Raw genomic sequence first — 21,643 nt, forward strand, 5'->3', positions numbered from 1 at the left:
GAAAATGATCGACGTTGTCTTGCCATTGGACACCTCTTCCTACGGTGGTGACTTTACCACCTAAATTGGTGTCCGGGTTCATTGAACCACTACAAGCATCATTGATCTAAAAAGGATGAACCGCCCCAATGTTCTCTAAGTAAGAAGCACCCACTAGCTGAGGCACGTAGTAATGCTCGGGGTCATGCTCGTTCGCTTCAACATGAATGCAGCATTCACCTAGCGAAGGTAGCAGCCTCCCATCAAGGGCAAGCATGTCAGGGAGTATTGTCCAATCCATAGCCGAACCATCAGGAAGTGTGAGCCAAGTATGCAGATCAATCTGCTCACCATAATTCGGTGACTTCATCTCTTCGATCAGTTCGTCAGTTGTCGCATACTTGGCGTACATTCGGCCCTGGCGATGAAACTCACCTATCGTAATCTGACACGGTAGCTTCTGATCCGTTAGAAACTTATAGAGGTTGTAATGAATATTCGCGCAGTTACGAACCAACTTACCGGTATCCTGACACCCTAACTGTGCGAGCAAGTAGTAACTTGCGTCGTAATAAGCTCTAAGTTTCTGGTCCTTAATCGGTTTAGCCTTCAAAGGCAGCACCTTACCCTTATGCACCAAATCCAGCTTATCGCTTCTATTAACCGCCTCTATATACTGCAACTTGTACTTCATCGTATCCCTACCGAATAGATTCCTTTAAAACAGCAATCCTATACCAATCTCCAACCCACGTTAAACCACCCCGCCCCCAATCCCCGGCACTCTATCTGCAACGCTTCCATTCCAACCAACGCGCAGACAGATACCGGGGATTCACATGGCCAAACCAGCAGCAAAATACACACTGGGGCGCACCTCAAAAAGCCGCCTGAAAGGCGTGCATCCCGACCTGGTTCGGGTAATCAAACGCGCCATCCAGATCACCGACACCGATTTTTCCGTCATCGTTGGCACCCGCACCGAAGAAACACAGCGCAAGCGGTACGAGTCAGGCAAAAGCCAAACCCTCAACAGCCGCCACCTTCCCAAAGTGCCAAAACACGCGCCTGAACTGGGTGCCGTATCCCATGCCGTCGATCTGGCGGGCTGGGTCGGCAGCGCTTCCAGCTGGGATATCTGCCACCTGTGCGATATTGCCGACGCCATACGCACCGCCGCTATCGAGTTGAATGTATCAATTGAGTGGGGTGGCTGCTGGGATGCGCTCGAACGCTACGCCGATGCGCCCGACGCCATGATGGCCTACCTCCAGCGCAAAAAAACCGCCAATGAAAAGCCGTTTATCGATGCGGGCCACTTCCAACTGAGCTGGGAGGCCTACCCGGTATGAGCGCCTGGAAAACGTTAACCGGACTGCTCAACCCGATTACCGAGCTGGTTGATGAGCTGCACACCTCAGAAGAAGAACGTCTGCAGATCAAAAGCGGGCTGTTCCAGGTACAGGCCACCCTTGCCGCCCGGATGATGGATTACGAAGCCCGCCTGGTGGAAGCCAAGGCCCAAGTCATCACCGCCGAAGCCAACGGCCAAAGCTGGATGCAACGCAACTGGCGACCTATCACCATGCTCACCTTTCTGTTTTTGGTGGTGGCTGACACCTTTGGCTGGACCGCATTCCGCCTGGCACCAGAAGCCTGGACGCTGCTGCAGATTGGCCTGGGCGGTTACGTCATCGGCCGCAGCGCAGAAAAGATCGCCCCCAAAATCACCGAAGTCATGCGCAAGGACTAACCATGACAGACCAACTCGACCGCGCCAAAACCCTGGAAATGCGCCAGCGTGAAATCGCCCTCCAGGAAGCCCTGCACACCACACCCGAGCCACCCCAACAGTTCATCGCCGGTGTGGTGTGCTGCATCGACTGCGACGACCCCGTTAGCCCGCAGCGCCTGCGCGCCAAACCTAACGCCGCCCGCTGCATCCACTGCCAATCCCAGGAGGAAAAAGCCCATGGACCCCGTTAACTGGGATGCGGCCAAGTTCGCCGTGGATGCCGTGCAGTTCGTCTTCACCCTCGCGGTAGCAATCTGGGTGGGCATCCGCACCGGCCAGGATAAAAACCGCGCCGCCATCGACGCGATGGATCAGCGCCAGGACGAGCTGGAAAAACGCATCATCACCGCCGAAGAACACCTCAAGCATGCCCCCACCCACGAAGACATCGCCAAGGTGCGCGAAGAGATCTCCGGCATGCAATCCGCCCTCAATACCAACACCCAGATGGTGCAACGCATCCACGACTACCTGCTAAACAAGGACTAACCCATGCCGCGCTTCAAAACCTTCGAACAGGAAGACCGCCGCCTGGTGCTTCTGCGCCTGCTGGCGGAAGACAACGACTACCGCATCAACTCCAGCATCCTGCAACAGTCCCTGGACCTGTACGGCCACAGCGTCAGCCGCGACAAGCTCCACAGCGAAATCCACTGGCTGCAGGAACAGGATCTGGTCACCTACGAACAGCTCAACAGCGTAATGGTGGTTACCCTCACCCAACGCGGGCTAGACATCGCCCAGGGCCGTAGCAGTACACCCGGTGTCAAACGCCCAGGGCCAGGTGCCTGATATGCCGCGTAAATCCTCCATCGATCTGCTACCCGATGAGATCCGCGATGCCCTGCACGCGCTGCTACGTGATCCGGCCGTCGGCCAGGTAGAAGCCGCCCAACGGGTCAACGCCCTGCTGGCAGCCGAAGGTCACGACCAGCGCGTCAGCAAATCCGCCGTTAATCGGTACAGCCAGCGCATGGACGCCATCGGCGAAAAGATGCGTCAGTCCCGCCAGATCGCCGAGATGTGGATCGGCAAACTGGGCAACCAGCCCCAGGGCCAGGTGGGCAAACTGCTGAACGAGTTCACCCGCACCATGGCGTTCGAAACCGCCCTCACCATGAGCGAAGGCGAAGACCCGGTGCCCCCAAAACTGCTGAAAGAACTTTCTCTCGCCATCAAACACCTGGAAGAAGCAGCCAGCGTGAATGAAAAGCGCGAACGGGAGATCCGCCAGCTCGCCGCCGAAGAAGCCGCAGCCGCCGCCGAAACCGTCGCCAAGCAGCAAGGCCTCACCCGCGAAGGCGTTAAAGCGATCAAAGAACAGATCCTGGGGATTGCCTGATGAGCGCACCGCTAACCGATCAGCCCCTCGGCTCCATCGCCGAAAGCAACTTAAAAGACCTGCAACAGTTCAACGCCGCCGAGGTACTGCTGGGCTACCAGAAACGCTGGATAGCCGATGAGTCTGCCCTCAAACTGGCCGAGAAGTCCCGCCGTACTGGTCTTACTTGGGCCGAAGGGGCCGACGCCACACTCTGCGCCGCCACCGCCCGCAGTGAAGGTGGCTGCAACCACTTCTACGTGGGCAGCAACAAAGAGATGGCCCGCGAGTTTATCGAAGCCGTGGCCATGTGGGCCAAAGCCTTTGACAAAGCCGCCGGTGAAATACGTGAAGAGATCTTTATCGACGATGGCCAGGAAGGCAAAGAGATCCTCACCTTCGTGGTGTACTTCGCCTCCGGCTTTAAGGTGCAGGCCCTCTCCTCCAACCCGGCCAACCTGCGCGGTATGCAGGGCAACGTCACCATCGACGAAGCGGCCTTTCATGATCGATTGGCCGAAGTCCTGAAAGCCGCCCTCGCCCTCACCATGTGGGGCAGTAAAGTGCGGCTTATCAGCACCCACAACGGTGTTGAAAACCTCTTCAATCAACTGATCCAGGACAGCCGCGCCGGGCGCAAAGATTACAGCATCCACACCATCGATCTGGACGATGCCTGTGCCGAAGGTCTCTACAAACGCATCTGCCAAATCACCCGCAAAACCTGGAGCCAGGCAGCCGAAGACCAGTGGAAAACCGATCTGTTGCGCGGCACTGCCACCGAAGAGGACGCCCAGGAAGAATACTACTGCGTGCCCAAACAGGGCGGTGGGGCGTACCTGAGCCGTGCCCTCATCGAACGGGCCATGCAGCCCGAACACCAGGTCGTGACCTTCGAAGCCCCCCACAACTTTGAAAACTGGCCCGTATACCAGCGTGAAGAAGAGGTCAGCCAGTGGCTGGAAGAAACCGTCGCCCCGCTGCTGGCCAACCTGAACCCCGACCATAACCACGCCTTCGGCGAAGACTTTGCCCGCAAAGGTGACCTCTCCATCTTCGCCCCGGCCGCCATCCTGCCCGATACCCGTATCCGCATTCCCTTTCACCTGGAACTGCGCAACGTGCCCTACAGCCAGCAGGAACAGATCATGTTCTACGTGATCGATCAGCTGCCCCGCTTTGTGGGTGCCTCTTTCGATGCCACCGGTAACGGTGGCTCCCTGGCCGAGAAGGCGGCGGATAAGTACGGCACCGAAATGGTCGAGCAGGTACAGCTCAACATCGCCTGGTACCGCGAATGGATGCCCAAGTTTAAGGCCAAGTACGAAGACAACGACATCGAACACCCCAAAACCACCGACGTCCTGAACGATCTGCGCAAAATCCAGGTGGTGAAAGGCGTGCCGCAAATCGAAAAAGGCAGCGGCAAAGGGGAAGACGGCAAGCAGCGCCACGGCGATGTGGCCGTTGCCTATGCCATGGCCGTGCGCGCCACCTACATGGAAGGTGCACCTATCGAGTTCACCCCACTGCCCGGCAACACCGACGATCCCGACCAGGACGACCACACCCACAACTTTAAAGGCGGAGCCTGGTAATGCCCGATAAACTGATCGACCTCCACGGCAACCCCATCAACTGGCCCAGCGAACAGCAGCTGCAAACCGATGAATCCCGCCTGGGTTACCTGCGGCAGCACTTCGCCGAGCATCCCTCCAGCGGTCTGACCCCACCCCGGCTGGCCACTATCCTGCAGGATGCCGAACGCGGCAACCTGATCGCCCAGTGCGAGCTGGCCGACGACATCGAAGAGAAAGACGGCCACGTCTTCAGTGAACTGCAAAAACGCAAACTCGCCCTGCTCAGCGTGCCCGGCCGCGTGGTGCCCTGCCGCGATGCCAGCGAACAGGAAAAGAAAGACGCCGCCCTGGTACAAGAGCTACTGGACGAACTGCCCGATCTGGAAGACCTGGTGCTCGATCTCGCCGATGCCATCCTCAAAAGCTTCAGCCATACCGAACTGGAGTGGCACAGCATCGGCAGCAACTGGCTCATCAAGCAATCCCACTTCCGCCCGCAAAGCTGGTTCCAGCTAAACCCCGAAGACCGCAACCAACTGCGCCTGCGCGATGGCAGCCACGAAGGGGCCGCCCTGCAACCCTTTGGCTGGGTGCAACACATCCACCGCAGCCGCTCCGGCTATCCCGGCCGCAACGGCCTGGCGCGTGTATTGGCATGGCCCTTCCTGTTTAAGAACTACAGCGTAAGAGACCTGGCCGAATTCCTGGAAATCTACGGTCTGCCCCTGCGCCTGGGCAAGTACCCCTCCGGGGCCAGCGATAAAGAGAAGTCCACCCTGCTGGCGGCCGTCATGAGCATCGGCCACAACGCAGGCGGCATCATTCCCAAAGGGATGGAGATCGACTTCCAGGAAGCCGCCAAAGGGGCCGCCTCCCCGTTCGAGGCGATGATTAACTGGTGCGAACGCACCCAGTCCAAAGCGATCCTGGGTGGCACCCTCACCAGCCAGGCCGACGGAAAAAGCAGCACCAACGCCCTGGGCAACGTGCATAACGAAGTCCGGCAAGAACTGCGCGACTCCGACCTGCGCCAGCTGGCCAGCACCCTCACCCGCTACATCGTTTACCCGCTCTGGATGCTCAACTGCACCACCGCCGGAGATCCGCGCCGCGCCCCGCGCTATCAGTACGACACCGCCGAACCTGAAGACATGGCCCTCTATAGCCAACACCTGCCCGGATTGGTGGGTATGGGCATGCAAATCCCGATGAGCTGGGCACACGAAAAGCTGATGATCCCTCAGGCCGAACAAGACGAGCCGATCCTGGGCACAACAGCCACCAACACACCCAGCGAACCCGCCCAGCTCGCCGCCCTGAAGGCCGTGTTCAAGCAAACAGCAACAGGCGAAGACACCGCCGACCGCTACGCCGAACGCCTGCACAACCACGCAGCACCCGCCACCGATGCCCTGATCGAACAGATCCACAGCCTGGTTCACAACGCCAGCAGCCTGGAAGAGATCCGCAGCGGTCTGGTCGCCCTCAACCTGCCCGCCCGGCAACTGGCCGATGCCATGAATGATGCCCTCGCCGCTGCCGGGCTGGCAGGCCGCTATGACTTGCTGCAGGAGGCCCAATAATGGCCCCGAAGTATGGCAGTCTGCCCTTTAAAGAGGCCATCGACTTCTTCAACCAGAAACAACCCCAGCCCACCCAGGGCTGGGAGGATGTGTATGGCCAACAGCACGACCACGCCTTTATGGTGGCCGGTGCCAAAAAGCTCGCCATTCTGGAAAGCTTCGCGAACGCTGTGCAGGGCGCCATCGAAGGCGGTGAACCCCTCGCCGACTTTCAAAAACGGTTTGATCAGATCGTTGCCCAACACGGCTGGGACTATCACGGCTCCCGTGGCTGGCGCTCCCGCCTGATCTACGAAACCAATATCCGCCAGGCCTACAACGCCGGGCGCGAAGCCCAAATGGCCGACCCCGCGTTCCTAGCACGCTTTCCCTACACTGAATATCGCCACTCCGGTGCCGAAAACTACCGCCCACAGCACAAAGCCTGGGATCGTATGGTCCTGCGTTCGAATGATCCCTGGTGGCAGGTTCACAGCCCCAGCAACGGCTACGGCTGCAAGTGCAAGAAATTTCCCCGCTCCGAACGCTGGGCCAAACGCCACGGCCGCACCGGCCCTGATAAAGCACCAGCGGATCAATATAAAGAGCATCTGGATAAACGCACCGGCGAACTACGCCAAATCCCAAAAGGGATCGATCCCGGCTTCGAACACACGCCCGGTCAAAGTTGGCTGCGCTACAGCACACCCCAACCCGTTGATACCTGGCCCAAGGTGCAGCCAATCCCCTTCGGCCCAGTCGAGCGGCCACCGCTCCCACCACCCACACCCGTGGATGAGCGAGCCATCCTGCCCGATGGGCTAAGTGATACCGAGTACGTAAATGCCTTCCTGGAGGAGTTCGACGCCCCCCACGGTATCTTTGCAGACGTCACCGGCGAGCCATTGGCCATCAACGATTACCTCTTCCGTGATGCCAACGGCCAGTACAACGTCAGCAAAGACAAAATCCGTCACCGCTACATGCGCCTCTTAGCCCGCGCCCTGATCGCACCGGATGAGATCTGGTCGCTACTGGAACCCGACGCTGCCACACCTGGCCGCTACCGTATCAAGCGCCGCTATATCAAACGTTGGGTCATCAGCCAGAACGGCCAGCCGGTACATGGATTCAGTGCGTTCGAATACGGTCAGGGCATCTGGACCGGCAACACCGCCTTTACGCCCTACAGAACCAAACAGGGCCAACGGGTGCCGGAACGGGACAGTTACCTGGAAAAACAGCGTGAAGGGGTATTGCTCTATCGCAAGCAGGAGGAAGGCTAAAGGGGTGGATCGCTCCGCCGTTCCACCCGGTCGCTGGCTCTTTGGGCGCACCTCGGAGTGCTATAGACCAACAGACGTCCCACAGTATAACCCAACCCAGGAACAACGGCATGGCAGGCACCCAGCAACAGATCACCGTCGATTACGACGACATCCAGCTGCAAGACGCCCTCAACCGACTGCTGCAGCTCACCCGCAACACCAAACCTGTCATGGCCGAGATCGCCGAATACCTGCACGGCCAATCCCGCGAACACTTCGACAAAGAGCAAAGCCCAAACGGCACACCCTGGGCGCCACTCAAAGACGCCACCAAAGCCCGCAAATCAGACCAAGGCGTACCGGTGGATAAAATCCTCCACGGCCAGACGCTTCACCTGCGCGACACCATCTTCCCTTTCTGGTCAGACGATGAAGCCGGTGTCAGCACCGGCCCAGGCACAGAAGCCTACGCCGCCGCCCACCAGTTCGGTACCGAGGGCATGAAGATCGACGTACCCGCCCACCAGCGGTTGATCGACCAGGCGTTCGGCAACCGCCTGCCGTTTCCGGTGTGGGTGAATGTGGGGGCATATAGCTTTACGGGTAACTTGCCCGCTCGGCCTTACTTTGGATTGGGACCAGAGGATGAGCGGGAGGTGTTGGGGATATTGGAGGGGGAAATATTGGGCCAGCTTTAAAGCGACTGTAAGGCTCTGTGCGAGGCGTTGATATATGGATAGGTACCGATAGGAAAAAAGTTAGAACTCAATTTCTAACGGGGGTCTGACGGCACTTGACTCTGTATCCATTCGGGCGAGAAGATTACTTCCAATCAAAAAGAGATAAACAAGGATGTAAGTATGCATTTCAAATTACCACCGATCGATCCCACTCTCACCTTCCAAGATCAGGATATTTTTCAAAGGCGAGACTTCGCTAAATCTCTCTCTAAGATAGTGACAAGTACAACGGACTCACTAGTTATATCTCTGGAATCTCAGTGGGGAGATGGTAAAACCAGCTTTGTTCATAAGTGGTTAAACGATCTGAGAGCCAATCAAAACAATGTTCCTTGTCTATACATAGATGCCTATAAAAACGACTTTCAAAACGATCCGTTTCTGCTAATTTCAGCCGAAATATATACCTACGCAGCCAAGAAAATAAGCGATGGAGCGGAGGCCACCACAAGTTTTGCCAACCAAGTTAAAGAGGTATCCGGTGCTATTACTAAGGGAACGTTAAAGACCGCTATAACTTTCGCCAGCGGCGGTTTTTTCGCAGATGAGCAATTCGACAACCTAGAAAAGAACATCGGAGCAGAGTTAGGAAAAATATCGGACAAGTATGTCGACGATGCTCTTAAAAAGCATGCGGAAAAGAATAAAACTATCGAAGACCTGAAAACAAAGCTGAGCGAACTAGCTAGAGCCTTGGGTGACAATAAGCCTCTCGTAGTGGTCATAGACGAGTTAGACCGATGTCGTCCGACATTTGCATTGGAGTTTTTAGAAACGATAAAACACCTTTTCAGCGCTGAGCATGTCATATTCGTATTGGTGAACAATCCTGACCAACTCGAGGAATCAGTTAGGGCTCAATACGGACGAGATGTCGATGCTGGGGGCTACTTACGAAAGTTCTACGATCTGTCTTTTTCATTGCCTAAAGGCGAGGATTTTCGGATAACTGATAGTGAACTCCATAGATTTACCTGTGAAGTCTTTGAACATATATATGGAGAGCTTTCAGATACCCTCGAATCTTGGGCTTACATGATCTCGATGTTGAGCCAGCGGCTTTCGTTGTCATTGAGAGATATCCAAAAAATATGCTTGATACTTTCTATTGCTCAAACGAGCTCTTCCTATAGACGCGATGATTATGCCATCAACACTACTTTGCATGTCGGGCTCGCAGTGATAGCTCTGAAGGATCGAGAGCTTTTAAAGGATCTGTACCAATCAGGTGGAAGTTGGCTGCAATTCAAAGAGTTTTTTAAGTGCGAAACGCTTGATGATACAGATGAAAAACATTTTGATGAAATATGGCATTCCGTCCTAGATCCTTCTTATACAATTAGCATTGATCTCGAGGGACTCGCTAGCTATATGAATGCGTTGCGACAACAACATAACTTCTTATCACAGCGAATCGCTCCCTTCTTCTCTTTGCGGATCTAAGCCGTAGAAACCTCCAACCCACGTTAAACCACACTCCCCACTCATGCCGCTAATCTGGCGGCATGAGCATTTCAAACCACACACCGCACCCACTGGCCGTACTGGCCGCCGCACCCGATAGCAACATCGGCAGCGTTGCCCTGTCGCTCTCGCTTACACCCGAGTCCGATGGCTGGTGTCAGTTACTGCCTGCCGGTTATTTCTCTGCCGTGGACGGTCGCCCCCACGATGTACCGGGTGGGCAATGGTTCCTGGATGCCGATGGCGCACAGCTGCTGATCACCCAGGCACAAGCCGCCGCCAATGACCTGGTAATCGACTACGAACACCAAACCCTAGCCACTGATAAGAACGGCCAGCCTGCTCCTGCTGCGGGTTGGTTTAAGGCAATGGAGTGGCGCGAAGGCTCCGGCCTCTGGATCAAACCCGACTGGAATGGCCGCGCCCGCGACTTTATCCAGAACGGCGAATACCGCTACCTCTCCGCCGTTTTCCCTTACGACAAGCGCACCGGCATCCCGCTCAGGCTGCACAGCGCCGCCCTGGTTAATCGTCCCGGCATCGACGGTATGCAGGCGTTAGAAGCCCTGCGCGCCCAGTTAAACACCCCATCCACCCACCCGCAGGAGACCACCGCGATGAATGAAGCATTGCGTAAGCTGCTGGCCCAACTCGGCATCGAACTGGCCGAAGGCGCAGCGCTAACTGATGAACAGGGCCAGGCCGCACTCAGCGCCCTGAACACCCTCACCACCAAAGCCGCCACCGCCGATAATCTGGCCACCGAAGTGGCCGCACTGAAAGCCAGCGACGGCAACGCCAAACCCGACCCGGCCAAGTATGTACCCATTGAGGTCGTCACCGAACTGAACAGTCAGATCGCCGTGCTCTCCGCCCAGCACAAAACCGGCGAGCTGGATCAACTGATCACCACCGCCAAGGACGACGGCCGTCTGCTGCCAAGCATGGAAGCCTGGGCACGTGATCTGGGCCAGCAGAACCTCGCCGCCCTGAAAGGCTTCCTGGACAAAGCCCAGCCGCTGGCCGCCCTCAAAGCCCTGCAAACCGACACCACCGATAAAGCGGGCAAAGACGAAGACCCAGTCGCCAGCCTCAGCACAGAGGAGAAAGAAGTCGCCCGCCTGCTAGGTAAAACCGACGCAGAGTTCGCCAAAGCCAAGGCCCTGTAACGCCCGGTATAGCCACCCACTTTAACCCTAGGAGCAACATCGATGGCAATCGTAACCCCCCAACTGCTGCAGGCCCTGTTTACCGGCTTCCGTGGCGACTTCCAGAACGGTCTCAAAAGCGCCGATCCCCAGTGGAACAAGGTGGCGATGGAGATCAACTCCACCACCAAATCCAACACCTACGGCTGGCTGGGTAAGTTCCCCGCCTTCCGCGAATGGATCGGCGACCGTGTGATCAAGTCCATGGCCACCCACGGCTATGCAATCAGCAACAAAACCTACGAATCCACCCTAGGCGTCGGCCGTGAAGACATCGAAGACGACAACCTGGGCGTCTACAGTCCACTGTTCCAGGAGATGGGCCGCATGGCCGAACTCCACCCCGACGAGCTGGTATACGGCCTGCTCTCGGCCGGTATCTCCACCCTCTGCTACGACGGTCAGAACTTCTTTGATACCGACCACCCGGTGTACGCCAACGTCGACGGTACCGGCGCTGTAAAAAGCGTTTCAAACTACAACGAGAATGGTGGCAGCGGTACACCCTGGTTCCTGCTGGACACCTCCCGTGCGGTCAAGCCGCTCATCCTGCAAAACCGCCGCTCCGCTGCCCTGATGGCAATGACCAAACTGGACGACGAACACGTCTTCACTGCCAACGAATACCGCTTCGGTGTGGATTGCCGTCGCAACGTCGGCTTCAGCCTCTGGCAGCTGGCTTACTGTTCCCGCGCCGAACTCAACGCCGACAACCTCTGGAACGCCATCACCGCCATGCGCGAGTTCGAAGCCGATGGCGGCCAGAAACTGGGCGTGCGGCCAACCACTCTAGTGGTGCCTCCATCCCTGGAACGCCAGGCCACCCGCCTGATGGAGCGCGAGCTGGATAACAGCAGCTCCAACGAACTGAAAAACCGCCTGAAAGTGGTCGTGCCCGACTACCTGTAACCCGCCTGTCCCGGCCACGGATGGCCCCACCCGCTGAGGAGCTTATGAAATGTTTGTACGTATCACGTCTGCTATTGAAGGTTTCCGTCGCGCTGGCGTCGCTCATCCAGCCCAGCCAACGGTTTATCCGGCTGATCACTTCTCTGAAGAACAGCATCGCCAGCTACAGGCAGAAGCACGCCTTTCCCTGGAATACCTGGAAGAAGATCCCAACCCAAACAGCGCTGCGCCAGATAGCGATCCTGAAACGACGGGGACCGTGGGCACGGCGGGTATTTCTGAGCCTGTAACTTATCCGGGCAAGAACCAGCTGCAACCGCTGATCGACCTGATCAACGCGCTGGACCCGAACGACCCAAGCCTCTGGAACAAAGACGGCACGCCCAAAGCGGCCAACTTCCCCCTGGGCACCTCTGCTGAAGACCGCGCCGCTGCCTGGGCGATGGTCCAGGCACAAGCTGAGGACGCCTGATCATGGCCCTCTACGCCACAGCCCAGGCCATGATCGACCGCTTTGGTGAAGAGGAGCTAATCCTCCTCACCGACCGGGACGGCAGCCAGCAAGCCATCGCCACCAGCGTATTGAATCAGGCCCTGACCGACGCCAGCGCCGAGATCGACGGGTACCTGGGCGGTCGCTACCAGCTGCCCCTGGCCACGGTTCCGGCGGTGCTTACCCGTATCTGTTGCGACATCGCCCGCTATCTGCTCAACGATGAGCGCGCACCCGAGCAGCTGCAGAAGCGTTATGACGCCAGCATCGGCTTTCTGAAAAGTCTGGGCAAAGGTGAACTCAGCTTAGGCCTGCCAGACGATGGCGACAGCGGCCCCAGCAACAACCTGGCGCAAATCAGCCACGACGGCAACGTATTCCGCCGTGACAACAGCAAGGGTTTCATCTAGGGGGCAGTGATGCAGGATCTCACCGACGACTACCTGGCCGCCGAACCCGAGCTGATCGCCCTGCTGGATCAGGTGGAAGGCTTGCGCAAAGTCTACAGCACCGCCGATCTGGCCGAGCTGAAAGAGCGCAGCCAGATTACCCCCGCCGCCCATGTGATCTATTGGGGGGATGCCGTGCCGGACACGGCCCAGGGCGGCAACCTCTCCCATGTGACCCAAACCTGGGTGGTGGTATTGGCGGTCAACCTGCGTAAGAAAGACGAGGCCGGGCCGCTGCTGGCCCGGATTATCCAGCAACTGAGCGGTGCCCGGATCAGCCTTGGCCCGGTGCAGCGCATCAACCCCATAGCAAAACCCACGTTTAGCGGCGGCTTTGGTTACTACCCGCTGGCGTTCAACTTCAAATTCCGAATCAAAGGAGCACGACCATGAGCGGACTGCTACTGGCAGGCGATGTATACATCGACCGTCTGACCGACACCGGCAACCCAACCGGACTGGTTGGCCCGATCAACGTGACCCAGTTGTCACTGAATACCCCGTCCGAAACCAAAGACCGCACCTCCAGGAAGAAAGAGAGCTACGGCCAGGTACTGGACTCCGTGGTGCTGGCCCAGCCCACCGAAATCAATATCGCCATCGACGACCAGCCCTCCGATATTCTGGCGCTGGCGATGCTGGGCGATCTCGACACCATCAACCAGGGCAGCGGCTCCGTAACCGATACGGCCATCACCCTGCCCGCCAACAACCGGTGGTTGAAGCTTCCCCACGGCAATCTGGCTGCAAGCGTCAGCGCCAAGCTGGCCGCCGATGATAGCGCCGTCAGCACTGCTGCATTTGAAGTGAACTACGCCCTGGGCCTGATCCGCTCCGTAGCCGGTGGCGCACTCGATACCGGCAGCGAAACCGCCATCAAGCTGAGCTACAGCCACAACGCGGTCACCGGCAACCGCATCAAAGGCGCGGTGCGCTCCACCATCCGTGTGCGCCTGTTTATGGACGGCAAAAACCTCGCCACCGGCACCCCGGTAAAACTGCAGGTGCCCGAAGCCGTGGTGGCCCCCACCGAAGCGGTGGACCTCTTCGCCAGTGAATACGTCAGCACCACGCTGGCGGGCAAGGTGAAGCTGCTGGACGGCGAAACCGCCCCGTTCTACCTGGACCAGGAAAGCTGACCTGGCAAACGGAGGGCCTCAACCCTCCGTTAGTTTTTCCCAGTGACCGCCGGATCTAACCCATGAATGCCAAAAACCTCGCACTTAACCTGCTGATCAAAGCCAAAGACCTGGCCAGCGATACCCTGGAACAATTCCAGGGCAAGGTAAAAGAGAGCGGCAACCAGGCCGAAGCCCTGGACAACGAGCTGCAGCAAGCGGGTAAATCCACCCGTGATTTCAATGCGCAGCTCACCGAGTCCGACAAGGCCCTGGGCCGCTTCTACGATAAGCAGGGCAAACTGCGTGAGGCCAATGGGCAGTTTGTGATCGGAGCCAAGCGCGCCAAAGGGGCCACCAAAGACCTGGGTGATGAACTGGACAACACCCGCAAGGATGCCGGGGAAACCAGCGGCCAGTTCGGCAAGCTCACCGGCATGCTGAAGGGTTACATCGCCGCAGCGCTGGCCGCGCTGGGCACCGGCTCCCTGTTCGGCAACGCCCTGGCCTCCAGCAAGACTTTCGAGAAGCAACTGGATAAGGTGGCCGCCGTTACCAGTGCCACCCGTGAAGAGTTGGTGCTGTTGCGTAAGTCCGCCGAGGATGCAGGCAGCACCACCCGCTACACCTCCACCCAAGCCGCCGAGGGGTTGGAGATTCTGGCACGTGCCGGTTACACCGCCCGTGAATCCACCGAGCTGCTGCCAACGCTGCTCAGCCTGGCCACCGCCGAAGAGCTGGAACTGAGCGACGCCTCCCAGATCCTGTCGGACGTGTTGTCTATCATGGGCAAAGAAGCCCGTGACGGTGCCAATGCCGCCGATACCCTGGCGAAAGGAGCCAGCCTGTCGGCCACCACCATCAGCCAGCTGGGCCTGGCCATCAGCTATGCGGGCAGTTACACCCAAGACTTTAAACTGGACCTGGTCGATCTGGTCGCCCTGCTGGATACCCTGGCCAAAAACGGTCTGCGCGGCGAACGTGCCGGTACCGCCCTGCGCAGCATCCTGTCGCAGCTGTCCGATCCCGCCTCCAAAGCCTCACAAGAGCTGGATAAGCTGGGTATCTCCACCCACAACCTGAACGCCATGATCGATGGCCTGCGCGCCGCCGGAGATAACGGCAAAGCCGCCGTGCTGGCGTTTGGCGTAGAAGCAGGCCCGGCCCTGAAAGCCCTGCTGGCGGAAGGTAGCGAAGAGATCCAGCGCTACACCCAGGCACTGCAAAACGCTGAAGGTGCAGCCCAACAGATGGCGGAAACCACCGCCGACAACCTGGACGGTTCCCTGCGCGGGTTGGGCAGCGTGTGGGACTTTATCAGCCGCAAGCTCTCCGATCCGCTGCTGCGACCGCTCACCAACGATGCCCGCAACCTCACCGCCAAGCTGCACGAACTGGCCCCGGCTTTTGAAACCTTTGGCAGCATCGCCGCCACCGTGCTGATCAGGGTCAGCGGCGGCCTGCGCCTGATGTACAACCTGTTTACCCTGGCCGCAAAAAGCATCGGCATCTTCACCAGCCAGATCGCCGTCTGGGCCACCGACACCGAACTGGCCCTCGCCAAGGTACTCAACAGCGTTGGCCTGGTGGCCGATGAAACCGTCAAGGCCCTGGAGATCCAGGCCGGGGGCGTACGTGCGGTGCTAGAGGCGATGAAACAGGAAGCCGCCCAGGACATCGACGACATCAACCACAGCTTTAACCAGCTAATCAGCGGCCAGCAGGCGGTGATCGAGGAGGCCGTTAAACAGCAGCAAACCCTGACCGCTGCCGTCAAAGACACCACCACCGCCGTACAAGAAAACAGCGATGCCGTTAACCAGGCAGCCAATAACCAGGCGGAAGCCGCCAAGCAACAAACCCGTGCCTGGAAAGCCCTGGGGCTGGACATCGATAAGGTCACCGGCAGCCTTACCCGCCAGGGAAAACGGGCCATCGATGCTTTTACCACCATCGCCCAGGCAGGCACCTACAGCGCCGACCAGATCCGCCTGGCGTTCGACAACGCCTTGGCCAACACCTCCACCGCCGCCGATGCAAAAGCCCTGAAAGCCGTCCTGCGCAACCTCCGCAAAGAGGGCAAACTCACCGCCCGCCAATATCACAATCTGTTTGGCACCGTTAAAGACCGCATCAAGGCCCTGGAACAAGAAACTCCCAACGCCACCCGCGAGATCAAAGCCCTGGGGGATGTGGTGGCCGACACCAGCCGCCGAAGCCGTGGCGATATCGACAGCCTCACCGCATCGGTTCGCGAACTGCAACGCACGGTGCAGGCACTCGCCGGGGACTACAAAGCCGCTGCCCTGGAGGCCACCAACCTCGCCCAACAGGAACAGGCTCGCAGTAATCCGGTACGGCGTAGCGTGTCCGGCGGCAGCTTTGGCGGTACCGAACATTACGACCTGCTGAAAGAGGGCAACACCGAAGCCGCCGCCCTCTTCCGGTATATGGCCGATGCTTACGGCGAAACTCTGGAAGGCCGTGTACTGCACCCCAAATATGTGGAAGAGGTCGTCGCCACCGAACTGCAACAGCTCAAACAGACGGCCCTGCAACAGGTCCGCGAACGGCCTGACGCCCCCGTGCCCCATCCACACCCACGCCGCCCGCATAAAACACTGCGCGTAGAGTTCGCCGCGCCGGGTTATCCCAGCGTCAGCGGTGACTTCAACGAAGGCGACGCCAACCAGCTGCTGCGCATGTTGAACGATGTGGGGAGGGTCACCGGATGATCAGCCTCAACACCATTAGCCTGCCGGACGACCTGATCTGGGCTGACGAATTTGGCTGGACGCCGGTACGCCAAAACCAGGATGTCTCCCTCTCCGGCGCACTGATCGTCGAGGAAGCCGCCCAGCAGAAAGGCCGACCGATCACCCTCACCGGCAACGATGAGGTCTGGGCAACTCGCGCCACCATCGAAGCACTCTATGCCCTGGCACAGCAACCCGCCACGCCGATGGCGCTCACCCTGCATGACCGGACGTTCTCCGTACTGTTCCGCCACGGTGAGGGCGCGCTGGAGGCCCAGCCGGTGGTTGCCCACAGCAACCCGGACGCCAGCACCTACTACACCCTGACGTTGAGACTGATAGAGATTTGATATGCCGATTTTGAAAGACGACATTAAGCTGATGGCCGCCGAACGCCTCACCGACAACGAAGACGGCGGTGGGCGCATCACCGGCACCCAGGTACAGGACGGGGCGAGCAACAACCTGTTTCCTGATGTGTCGGACCTTGACCGTGTATACGGCCGCGTAAACCTGCGCAAGGCGTTTCTGTCAGTGGAAACCGACGCTACCGATGTGTACTACGGCAGCCATATCATCCTGTCAGAACGGCCGACCGATCCCAAAATCGGCGTGACCCTGTTCAGCACCGACAGCCCCACCGATGAGCGTAGTGGCGCACAGACACGCCTGGAGAGCTATCTGGTGCGGGGGCCGGAATCGCACTACATCCTGCTGGGCGATCAGATCGAAGGCCAGCGTATGGTGCTGTGTTATGCCCTGGAGAGTGCGCCAGTTCCCGAAGTGGGTGACGCCTACGTACTCAGCACCGAAAGCGGCGGCAACGTGGTGGCCGAACAGTTTGTGCGCCTGACTGCCGTAGAGCATGAAATTCGTTCGTTTACCGATATCAACGGCACCTTTGATCGCCGTGTGTTTACCCTGGAGATCAGCGATGCGCTGCGCCAAACCTTCCAAGGCGTAGAAACAGCCGTTCGGTACAGCAGCCATGAAAGCGCCACTCTGCTACGCACCACCCAGGTCGCCGATGCCAGCCGATACTATGGCATTGCGGCCCTGGATGCGCCGGTTGGCGTGGGCGATCTGGCCTTTAAAACCGACACCATCTACAGCCAGCTTGTACCCAGCGCCACCACCGAAACCTCAGTGGTGGATGTGCAGGCGGGGCATGACAGCGCCTTTCTTGTGCCGACTAGGGATACAGCGTACACCGGCACCATCTACATGACGAGCGGCAAAAACATCCTGGAACTCGGGCGCGCCATTGTTCCTGGGAGCCTGGATATATATGGCACCTATACCGACACGGCAGACGGGCTGTTACTGAAGGACGGCCAAGTCAGAGGTACCGTCGATCATGAAACCGGCACAATAGTTGTAAACAGCTCTGTGATTAGCGGGTCTCCATCGATTGAGTACATGCCTGCCGCCAAGGTCAGCCATGCCACCCATAACCTGGCCGAGAAAATCACGCTCGGCAATCGCGGCTACAACTACGTCAACAACCTGCAGCCGGTGCCGGAAAAAGGCTCGGTCACCATCGATTACATGGCACAGGGGCGCTGGTACCGTTTGATCGATGACGGTAACGGCGGCCTGAGTGATGGCGCAGGCGGCAGCGGTACCGTGGATTACACCACCGGCTCCACCATGGTGACGCTGGGCGCACTGCCCGATACCGACAGCTCCCTGATTTACAACTGGGGCAGCCCGGTCCACTTTCAGAACCACGCAGGCACCGCCGATGTAGAGCTGTCCGAATACCGCTACACCGCGACCGAGGGCGAGCTGCAGCCGGGTACGGTGACCCTGAGCTGGCCTGCGGGCGGCTCCACCGTCACTGTTACCGACGATGGCAACGGCAACTTTAGCGGCTCGGCCATAGGCGGCGTTGATTATATGACCGGCGAGATCCGGTTTAAGCCCACCGTTGTGCCGGATTCCGGCGCGATCATTACCGTAGACTACGACTACGCAGAACCGGGCAACCAGAGCCACACCGAAAGCGTGCAGGGCAACGGCAACAACGTCTCCTTTACCCTGCCGAACGCGCCGCTGAAGCCGGGTATGGTGAGCCTGACCGTAAGCGACGATTTCACCGAGTATTGGGGGGATGTATTCACAGCCTCGGCCAGCGGTACCGACAACGGCAGCGGTGCGATCAGCGGCCGCAACACCCATATCGAGTTTACCGGTGGCATTAACTACGAAACGGGCGAGGTAAACCTGCTGGTAACTCGGGGTAGGAGCTACCAGTGGAACGGCTCAGAATGGGTAATGTCTCCGTCAATACCATTTGGCGGCATCGTTCTGGCCCGTTATGTCGATGCCAGCACCGCGATCACCCCAATTGCGAGCAGCTACACCTTTAGTGCGGGCGATATCAAGCTGCAGCTAACGCCGTCTACCACGAACGCCATCGTGCCCGGCTCCGTCGATTTCACCTGGGGCGGTATTAACTTTGTCGATGATGCGGGCGGCCTGATCCAGCGCACATCAGACAGCCTGACCGTAGGCAGTATCGATTACGCCAGCGGCACCGTAACGCTGCAGACCTACAGTGAAAACAGCAACACACTGACCGTTAACGGCCTGCTGACCACCTTCGGTGACTGGTACACCCAGCAGATCTACTTTCGCACGCCGGGCGCCCCACTGCGCCCCGCCAGCCTGTACCTGCGCGTAACGGATATTAACGGGAACCTGATCACTGCAACCTCCGATGCGAGCGGGAATATCTCCGGTGACGGCATCAGTGGCACTGTGATCTATGAAACCGGCATCGTTGATCTGCAGTTTACGAATGATGTGTTCCCGCATACCGCGCTGTTCAACTGCGTGGTGTATTCAACCCTGCCGCTGGATGCCGATGTACTGGGCCTCGATCCTGTGCGCCTGCCGGTCGATGGTCGCGTGCCGGTGTTCCGCGATGGTAATGTGGTGGTAATCCATCATACCGACACTACCACCATGCCGGATCTGGTAACCGCCGGGCAGACCGTCAGCCTGGGCGCGATCCGTATCAGCGAGGCGAACGTAGCAGACGCCAACGGTACCGCCGTGCCAGCTTCGGCGTACACCTTTGATCTAGTCGCCGGAACGATCACTTTTGCCGATCCGCTGGACCTGAGCGCCTACACCCAACCGCTCACCGTGACGCACCGTATCGAGGATATGGCGCTGATCACCGATGTGCAGATCAACGGGCAGATGCAGGCTGTGAGCCAGATCAGCCACGACTACCCCGCCGGTGCCCTGGTATCCAGCGCCCTGATCGTAGGCGATGTGCAGGCCCGCGTTGCCAACCTGTACGACCAACAGACCTGGAGCGGAGAGTGGTCCGACAACCTGATCGGCAGCGAAACCACCGCCGAATTCAACGACACCACCTATCCACTGGAAGTCACCAACCGGGGCGCCATTACCGAGCGCTGGGCGCTGATCTTCACCGGCACCACTGCATTCAAAATTGTGGGCGAGAGCGTGGGCGAAATTGCCGTAGGGGACACCTCCAGCACCCTCGCGCCAATCAACCCAAATACCGGCGCACCGTACTTCACGCTGAACCCGCTCGGCTGGGGTAGCGGCTGGTCTACCAACAACGTGCTGCGCTTCAACACCGTAGGTGCAAACCACCCCATGTGGCTCGCCAGAACCACCCTGCAAGGGGCAGCCGAAGGCGATAGCGACAGTTTCCGAATCCAGATACGCGGCAACGCGAACGCATAGGAGAGTTAATAAATGATCGGAGCAAAGTTTTTAGATAGCAGCCTGGCGGGCGCACCGCAGATCGAGTATGGCGCGGGCAGTCTGATTTCCATTCTGGATGCCTGCTTGGTGAACGGCTGGGGCTTAACCGCCATTGATGCGCTGACCTACGACAGCGGTACCGGCAAATGCACGGCTAACTTCGTGGGTGGCCATAGCTTCCAGAAAGACCGCGTGATCCGCATCAGCGGTGCTGATCAGGCCGCGTACAACGGCGATTTTCGCGTGGAGAGCACCACGGTAAACGATGTGATCTTTACCCCGGATGCAGCGCCAGGCGTGGCCACCGCAACCGGCGTCACCCTTCAGGCCAAGTTTGCCCCGCTGGATTGGGTGCGCAGCTTTGATGACGGCGTAGGCACTAAGGCGGTGTACCAGCCGGATCCGGCGACTCGTTCAACGCAGTGTGCCATCTGGGTGGACGACACCAACACCCTGACAAACTACAACTACAACAGCTGCTATTCATCAATGGTGAAAGGCGTTGTAAATCCGACAGGCCTTGATGTCTGGGATGAGCAGATCACGCGAGATGAATATGCAGAAACATCGCTAACATTCCCAGGCTGGGTGAAAAAAGCCTACAGCACCTCCGCAACCACATACAGGAAATGGTGGATGATTGGTGATGGGCGTTTCTTCTATTTGATTGTGCGGCACGGGAATAGCTCCAGCTCAAGCTATGACTGCCCATCAACCTACGCATTCGGGGAGTTCAAAACCTACAGGGCGGGCGATCAGTACAACTTTATCTGCCAGACGGGCCGTATCGATCAGGGCACTTACGACTGCTCAACTGAATTCTGCAACCTTATCGATGGTAGCTATAACACCAGGGTTATTGCCCGCGGGGCCGACCAGCTATCGGGGCGTACCTATTACTCATACATGCTATTCAAAGCCAACGATATGCAAACCCCGCCACAAGCCACAACCAGCGCAGGGGCGCTGACATATCCCAACCCGGTCAATGGAGAGCTTGTATACAGCTATCCTATCGAGGTTACCGAAAGCGTCTCCGGGGGCTTTACCGCAACCGATACATTCTTACGAGGCGCGCTGCCGGGGGTAGCGATACCGCTGCACTACAAACCGCTGAACGGCAATACCGTCAATGATATCTCGCTGAACGGGCAGACGGAGCGGGCTGTTGCCCTGAATGTCGGCACGACAAAAGGTTACAGCTACAGCGCTCAAATCCTGATCTTCCTGACCGCTGGTTGGGAGCGCTGA

General features: G+C 58.5%; 22 protein-coding genes. 21 read left to right on the forward strand and 1 reads right to left on the reverse strand.

The genetic code is table 11. The annotated features are described in order from the left end of the window. Nucleotides 1–106: 106 nt before the first annotated feature. Nucleotides 107–673: a hypothetical protein gene (locus QKW35_RS20480; RefSeq protein WP_282356130.1), complete on the reverse strand. Its 567-nt coding sequence runs from the start codon at nucleotides 671–673 to the stop codon at nucleotides 107–109. Nucleotides 674–818: 145 nt separating this feature from the next. Between QKW35_RS20480 and QKW35_RS20485 the strand changes: the two genes are divergently transcribed. The 21 genes from QKW35_RS20485 to QKW35_RS20585 all read left to right on the forward strand — a co-directional run bounded on the left by QKW35_RS20485 (nucleotide 819) and on the right by QKW35_RS20585 (nucleotide 21,643). Next, the gene (locus tag QKW35_RS20485) at nucleotides 819–1,331 is read left to right on the forward strand and encodes a M15 family metallopeptidase domain-containing protein (protein ID WP_282356131.1); all 513 of its coding nucleotides are present in this window, start codon (nucleotides 819–821) and stop codon (nucleotides 1,329–1,331) included. Further along, nucleotides 1,328–1,732, forward strand: coding sequence for a 3TM-type holin (locus QKW35_RS20490; RefSeq protein WP_282356132.1), 405 nt, complete (start codon nucleotides 1,328–1,330; stop codon nucleotides 1,730–1,732). Before QKW35_RS20485 ends, QKW35_RS20490 begins: the two co-directional genes overlap by 4 nt. Before the next feature lie 38 nt (nucleotides 1,733–1,770). After that, on the forward strand, nucleotides 1,771–1,965 hold the full coding sequence (locus QKW35_RS21360) for a TraR/DksA C4-type zinc finger protein (RefSeq protein ID WP_425608016.1): 195 nt from the start codon (nucleotides 1,771–1,773) through the stop codon (nucleotides 1,963–1,965). Beyond that, nucleotides 1,952–2,263 (forward strand): hypothetical protein, encoded by a 312-nt coding sequence (locus QKW35_RS20500; RefSeq protein ID WP_282356134.1) that lies wholly within the window; start codon nucleotides 1,952–1,954, stop codon nucleotides 2,261–2,263. Before QKW35_RS21360 ends, QKW35_RS20500 begins: the two co-directional genes overlap by 14 nt. A 3-nt stretch (nucleotides 2,264–2,266) precedes the next feature. Next, nucleotides 2,267–2,566, forward strand: coding sequence for a VpaChn25_0724 family phage protein (locus QKW35_RS20505; protein WP_282356135.1), 300 nt, complete (start codon nucleotides 2,267–2,269; stop codon nucleotides 2,564–2,566). Nucleotide 2,567: 1 nt separating this feature from the next. Further along, nucleotides 2,568–3,116, forward strand: coding sequence for a DUF3486 family protein (locus QKW35_RS20510; RefSeq protein ID WP_282356137.1), 549 nt, complete (start codon nucleotides 2,568–2,570; stop codon nucleotides 3,114–3,116). Then, a complete protein-coding gene (locus tag QKW35_RS20515) occupies nucleotides 3,116–4,693 on the forward strand; it encodes a hypothetical protein (RefSeq protein WP_282356138.1) in 1,578 nt (525 codons plus the stop codon). Before QKW35_RS20510 ends, QKW35_RS20515 begins: the two co-directional genes overlap by 1 nt. Next, nucleotides 4,693–6,258, forward strand: coding sequence for a DUF935 domain-containing protein (locus tag QKW35_RS20520; protein ID WP_282356140.1), 1,566 nt, complete (start codon nucleotides 4,693–4,695; stop codon nucleotides 6,256–6,258). Before QKW35_RS20515 ends, QKW35_RS20520 begins: the two co-directional genes overlap by 1 nt. Further along, nucleotides 6,258–7,523: a PBECR2 nuclease fold domain-containing protein gene (locus tag QKW35_RS20525; RefSeq protein ID WP_282356141.1), complete on the forward strand. Its 1,266-nt coding sequence runs from the start codon at nucleotides 6,258–6,260 to the stop codon at nucleotides 7,521–7,523. The genes QKW35_RS20520 and QKW35_RS20525 overlap by 1 nt, the downstream gene beginning before the upstream one ends. 110 nt (nucleotides 7,524–7,633) lie before the next feature. Further along, nucleotides 7,634–8,203, forward strand: a complete 570-nt coding sequence (locus QKW35_RS20530) for a phage virion morphogenesis protein (protein WP_282356143.1) — start codon at nucleotides 7,634–7,636, stop codon at nucleotides 8,201–8,203. 162 nt (nucleotides 8,204–8,365) lie between these two features. Further along, nucleotides 8,366–9,688 carry a KAP family P-loop NTPase fold protein gene (locus tag QKW35_RS20535; RefSeq protein WP_282356146.1) on the forward strand — a complete coding sequence of 441 codons (1,323 nt, stop codon included), beginning with the start codon at nucleotides 8,366–8,368 and terminating at the stop codon, nucleotides 9,686–9,688. A gap of 62 nt (nucleotides 9,689–9,750) precedes the next feature. Beyond that, a complete protein-coding gene (locus QKW35_RS20540; protein WP_282356148.1) occupies nucleotides 9,751–10,878 on the forward strand; it encodes a phage protease in 1,128 nt (375 codons plus the stop codon). A gap of 42 nt (nucleotides 10,879–10,920) precedes the next feature. Continuing rightward, the gene (locus tag QKW35_RS20545) at nucleotides 10,921–11,826 is read left to right on the forward strand and encodes a Mu-like prophage major head subunit gpT family protein (protein ID WP_282356149.1); all 906 of its coding nucleotides are present in this window, start codon (nucleotides 10,921–10,923) and stop codon (nucleotides 11,824–11,826) included. 49 nt (nucleotides 11,827–11,875) lie between these two features. Beyond that, complete coding sequence (locus tag QKW35_RS20550; RefSeq protein ID WP_282356151.1) at nucleotides 11,876–12,298, forward strand: HI1506-related protein; 423 nt, start codon at nucleotides 11,876–11,878, stop codon at nucleotides 12,296–12,298. A 2-nt stretch (nucleotides 12,299–12,300) separates the two neighbouring features. Continuing rightward, the gene (locus QKW35_RS20555; RefSeq protein WP_282356153.1) at nucleotides 12,301–12,729 is read left to right on the forward strand and encodes a gp436 family protein; all 429 of its coding nucleotides are present in this window, start codon (nucleotides 12,301–12,303) and stop codon (nucleotides 12,727–12,729) included. Between the two features lie 9 nt (nucleotides 12,730–12,738). Beyond that, nucleotides 12,739–13,161, forward strand: coding sequence for a phage tail terminator protein (locus tag QKW35_RS20560; protein ID WP_282356154.1), 423 nt, complete (start codon nucleotides 12,739–12,741; stop codon nucleotides 13,159–13,161). Beyond that, a complete protein-coding gene (locus tag QKW35_RS20565) occupies nucleotides 13,158–13,907 on the forward strand; it encodes a phage tail tube protein (RefSeq protein WP_282356157.1) in 750 nt (249 codons plus the stop codon). Before QKW35_RS20560 ends, QKW35_RS20565 begins: the two co-directional genes overlap by 4 nt. Before the next feature lie 62 nt (nucleotides 13,908–13,969). Beyond that, nucleotides 13,970–16,621, forward strand: coding sequence for a phage tail tape measure protein (locus tag QKW35_RS20570; RefSeq protein WP_282356158.1), 2,652 nt, complete (start codon nucleotides 13,970–13,972; stop codon nucleotides 16,619–16,621). Then, a complete protein-coding gene (locus QKW35_RS20575) occupies nucleotides 16,618–16,992 on the forward strand; it encodes a hypothetical protein (protein ID WP_282356159.1) in 375 nt (124 codons plus the stop codon). The genes QKW35_RS20570 and QKW35_RS20575 overlap by 4 nt, the downstream gene beginning before the upstream one ends. A 1-nt stretch (nucleotide 16,993) precedes the next feature. Further along, nucleotides 16,994–20,371 carry a hypothetical protein gene (locus tag QKW35_RS20580; protein WP_282356161.1) on the forward strand — a complete coding sequence of 1,126 codons (3,378 nt, stop codon included), beginning with the start codon at nucleotides 16,994–16,996 and terminating at the stop codon, nucleotides 20,369–20,371. Nucleotides 20,372–20,383: 12 nt separating this feature from the next. Next, a complete protein-coding gene (locus QKW35_RS20585) occupies nucleotides 20,384–21,643 on the forward strand; it encodes a hypothetical protein (protein ID WP_282356163.1) in 1,260 nt (419 codons plus the stop codon).

Source organism: Pontibacterium granulatum (assembly GCF_029961155.1).
Lineage (GTDB): Bacteria > Pseudomonadota > Gammaproteobacteria > Pseudomonadales > Balneatricaceae > Pontibacterium > Pontibacterium granulatum.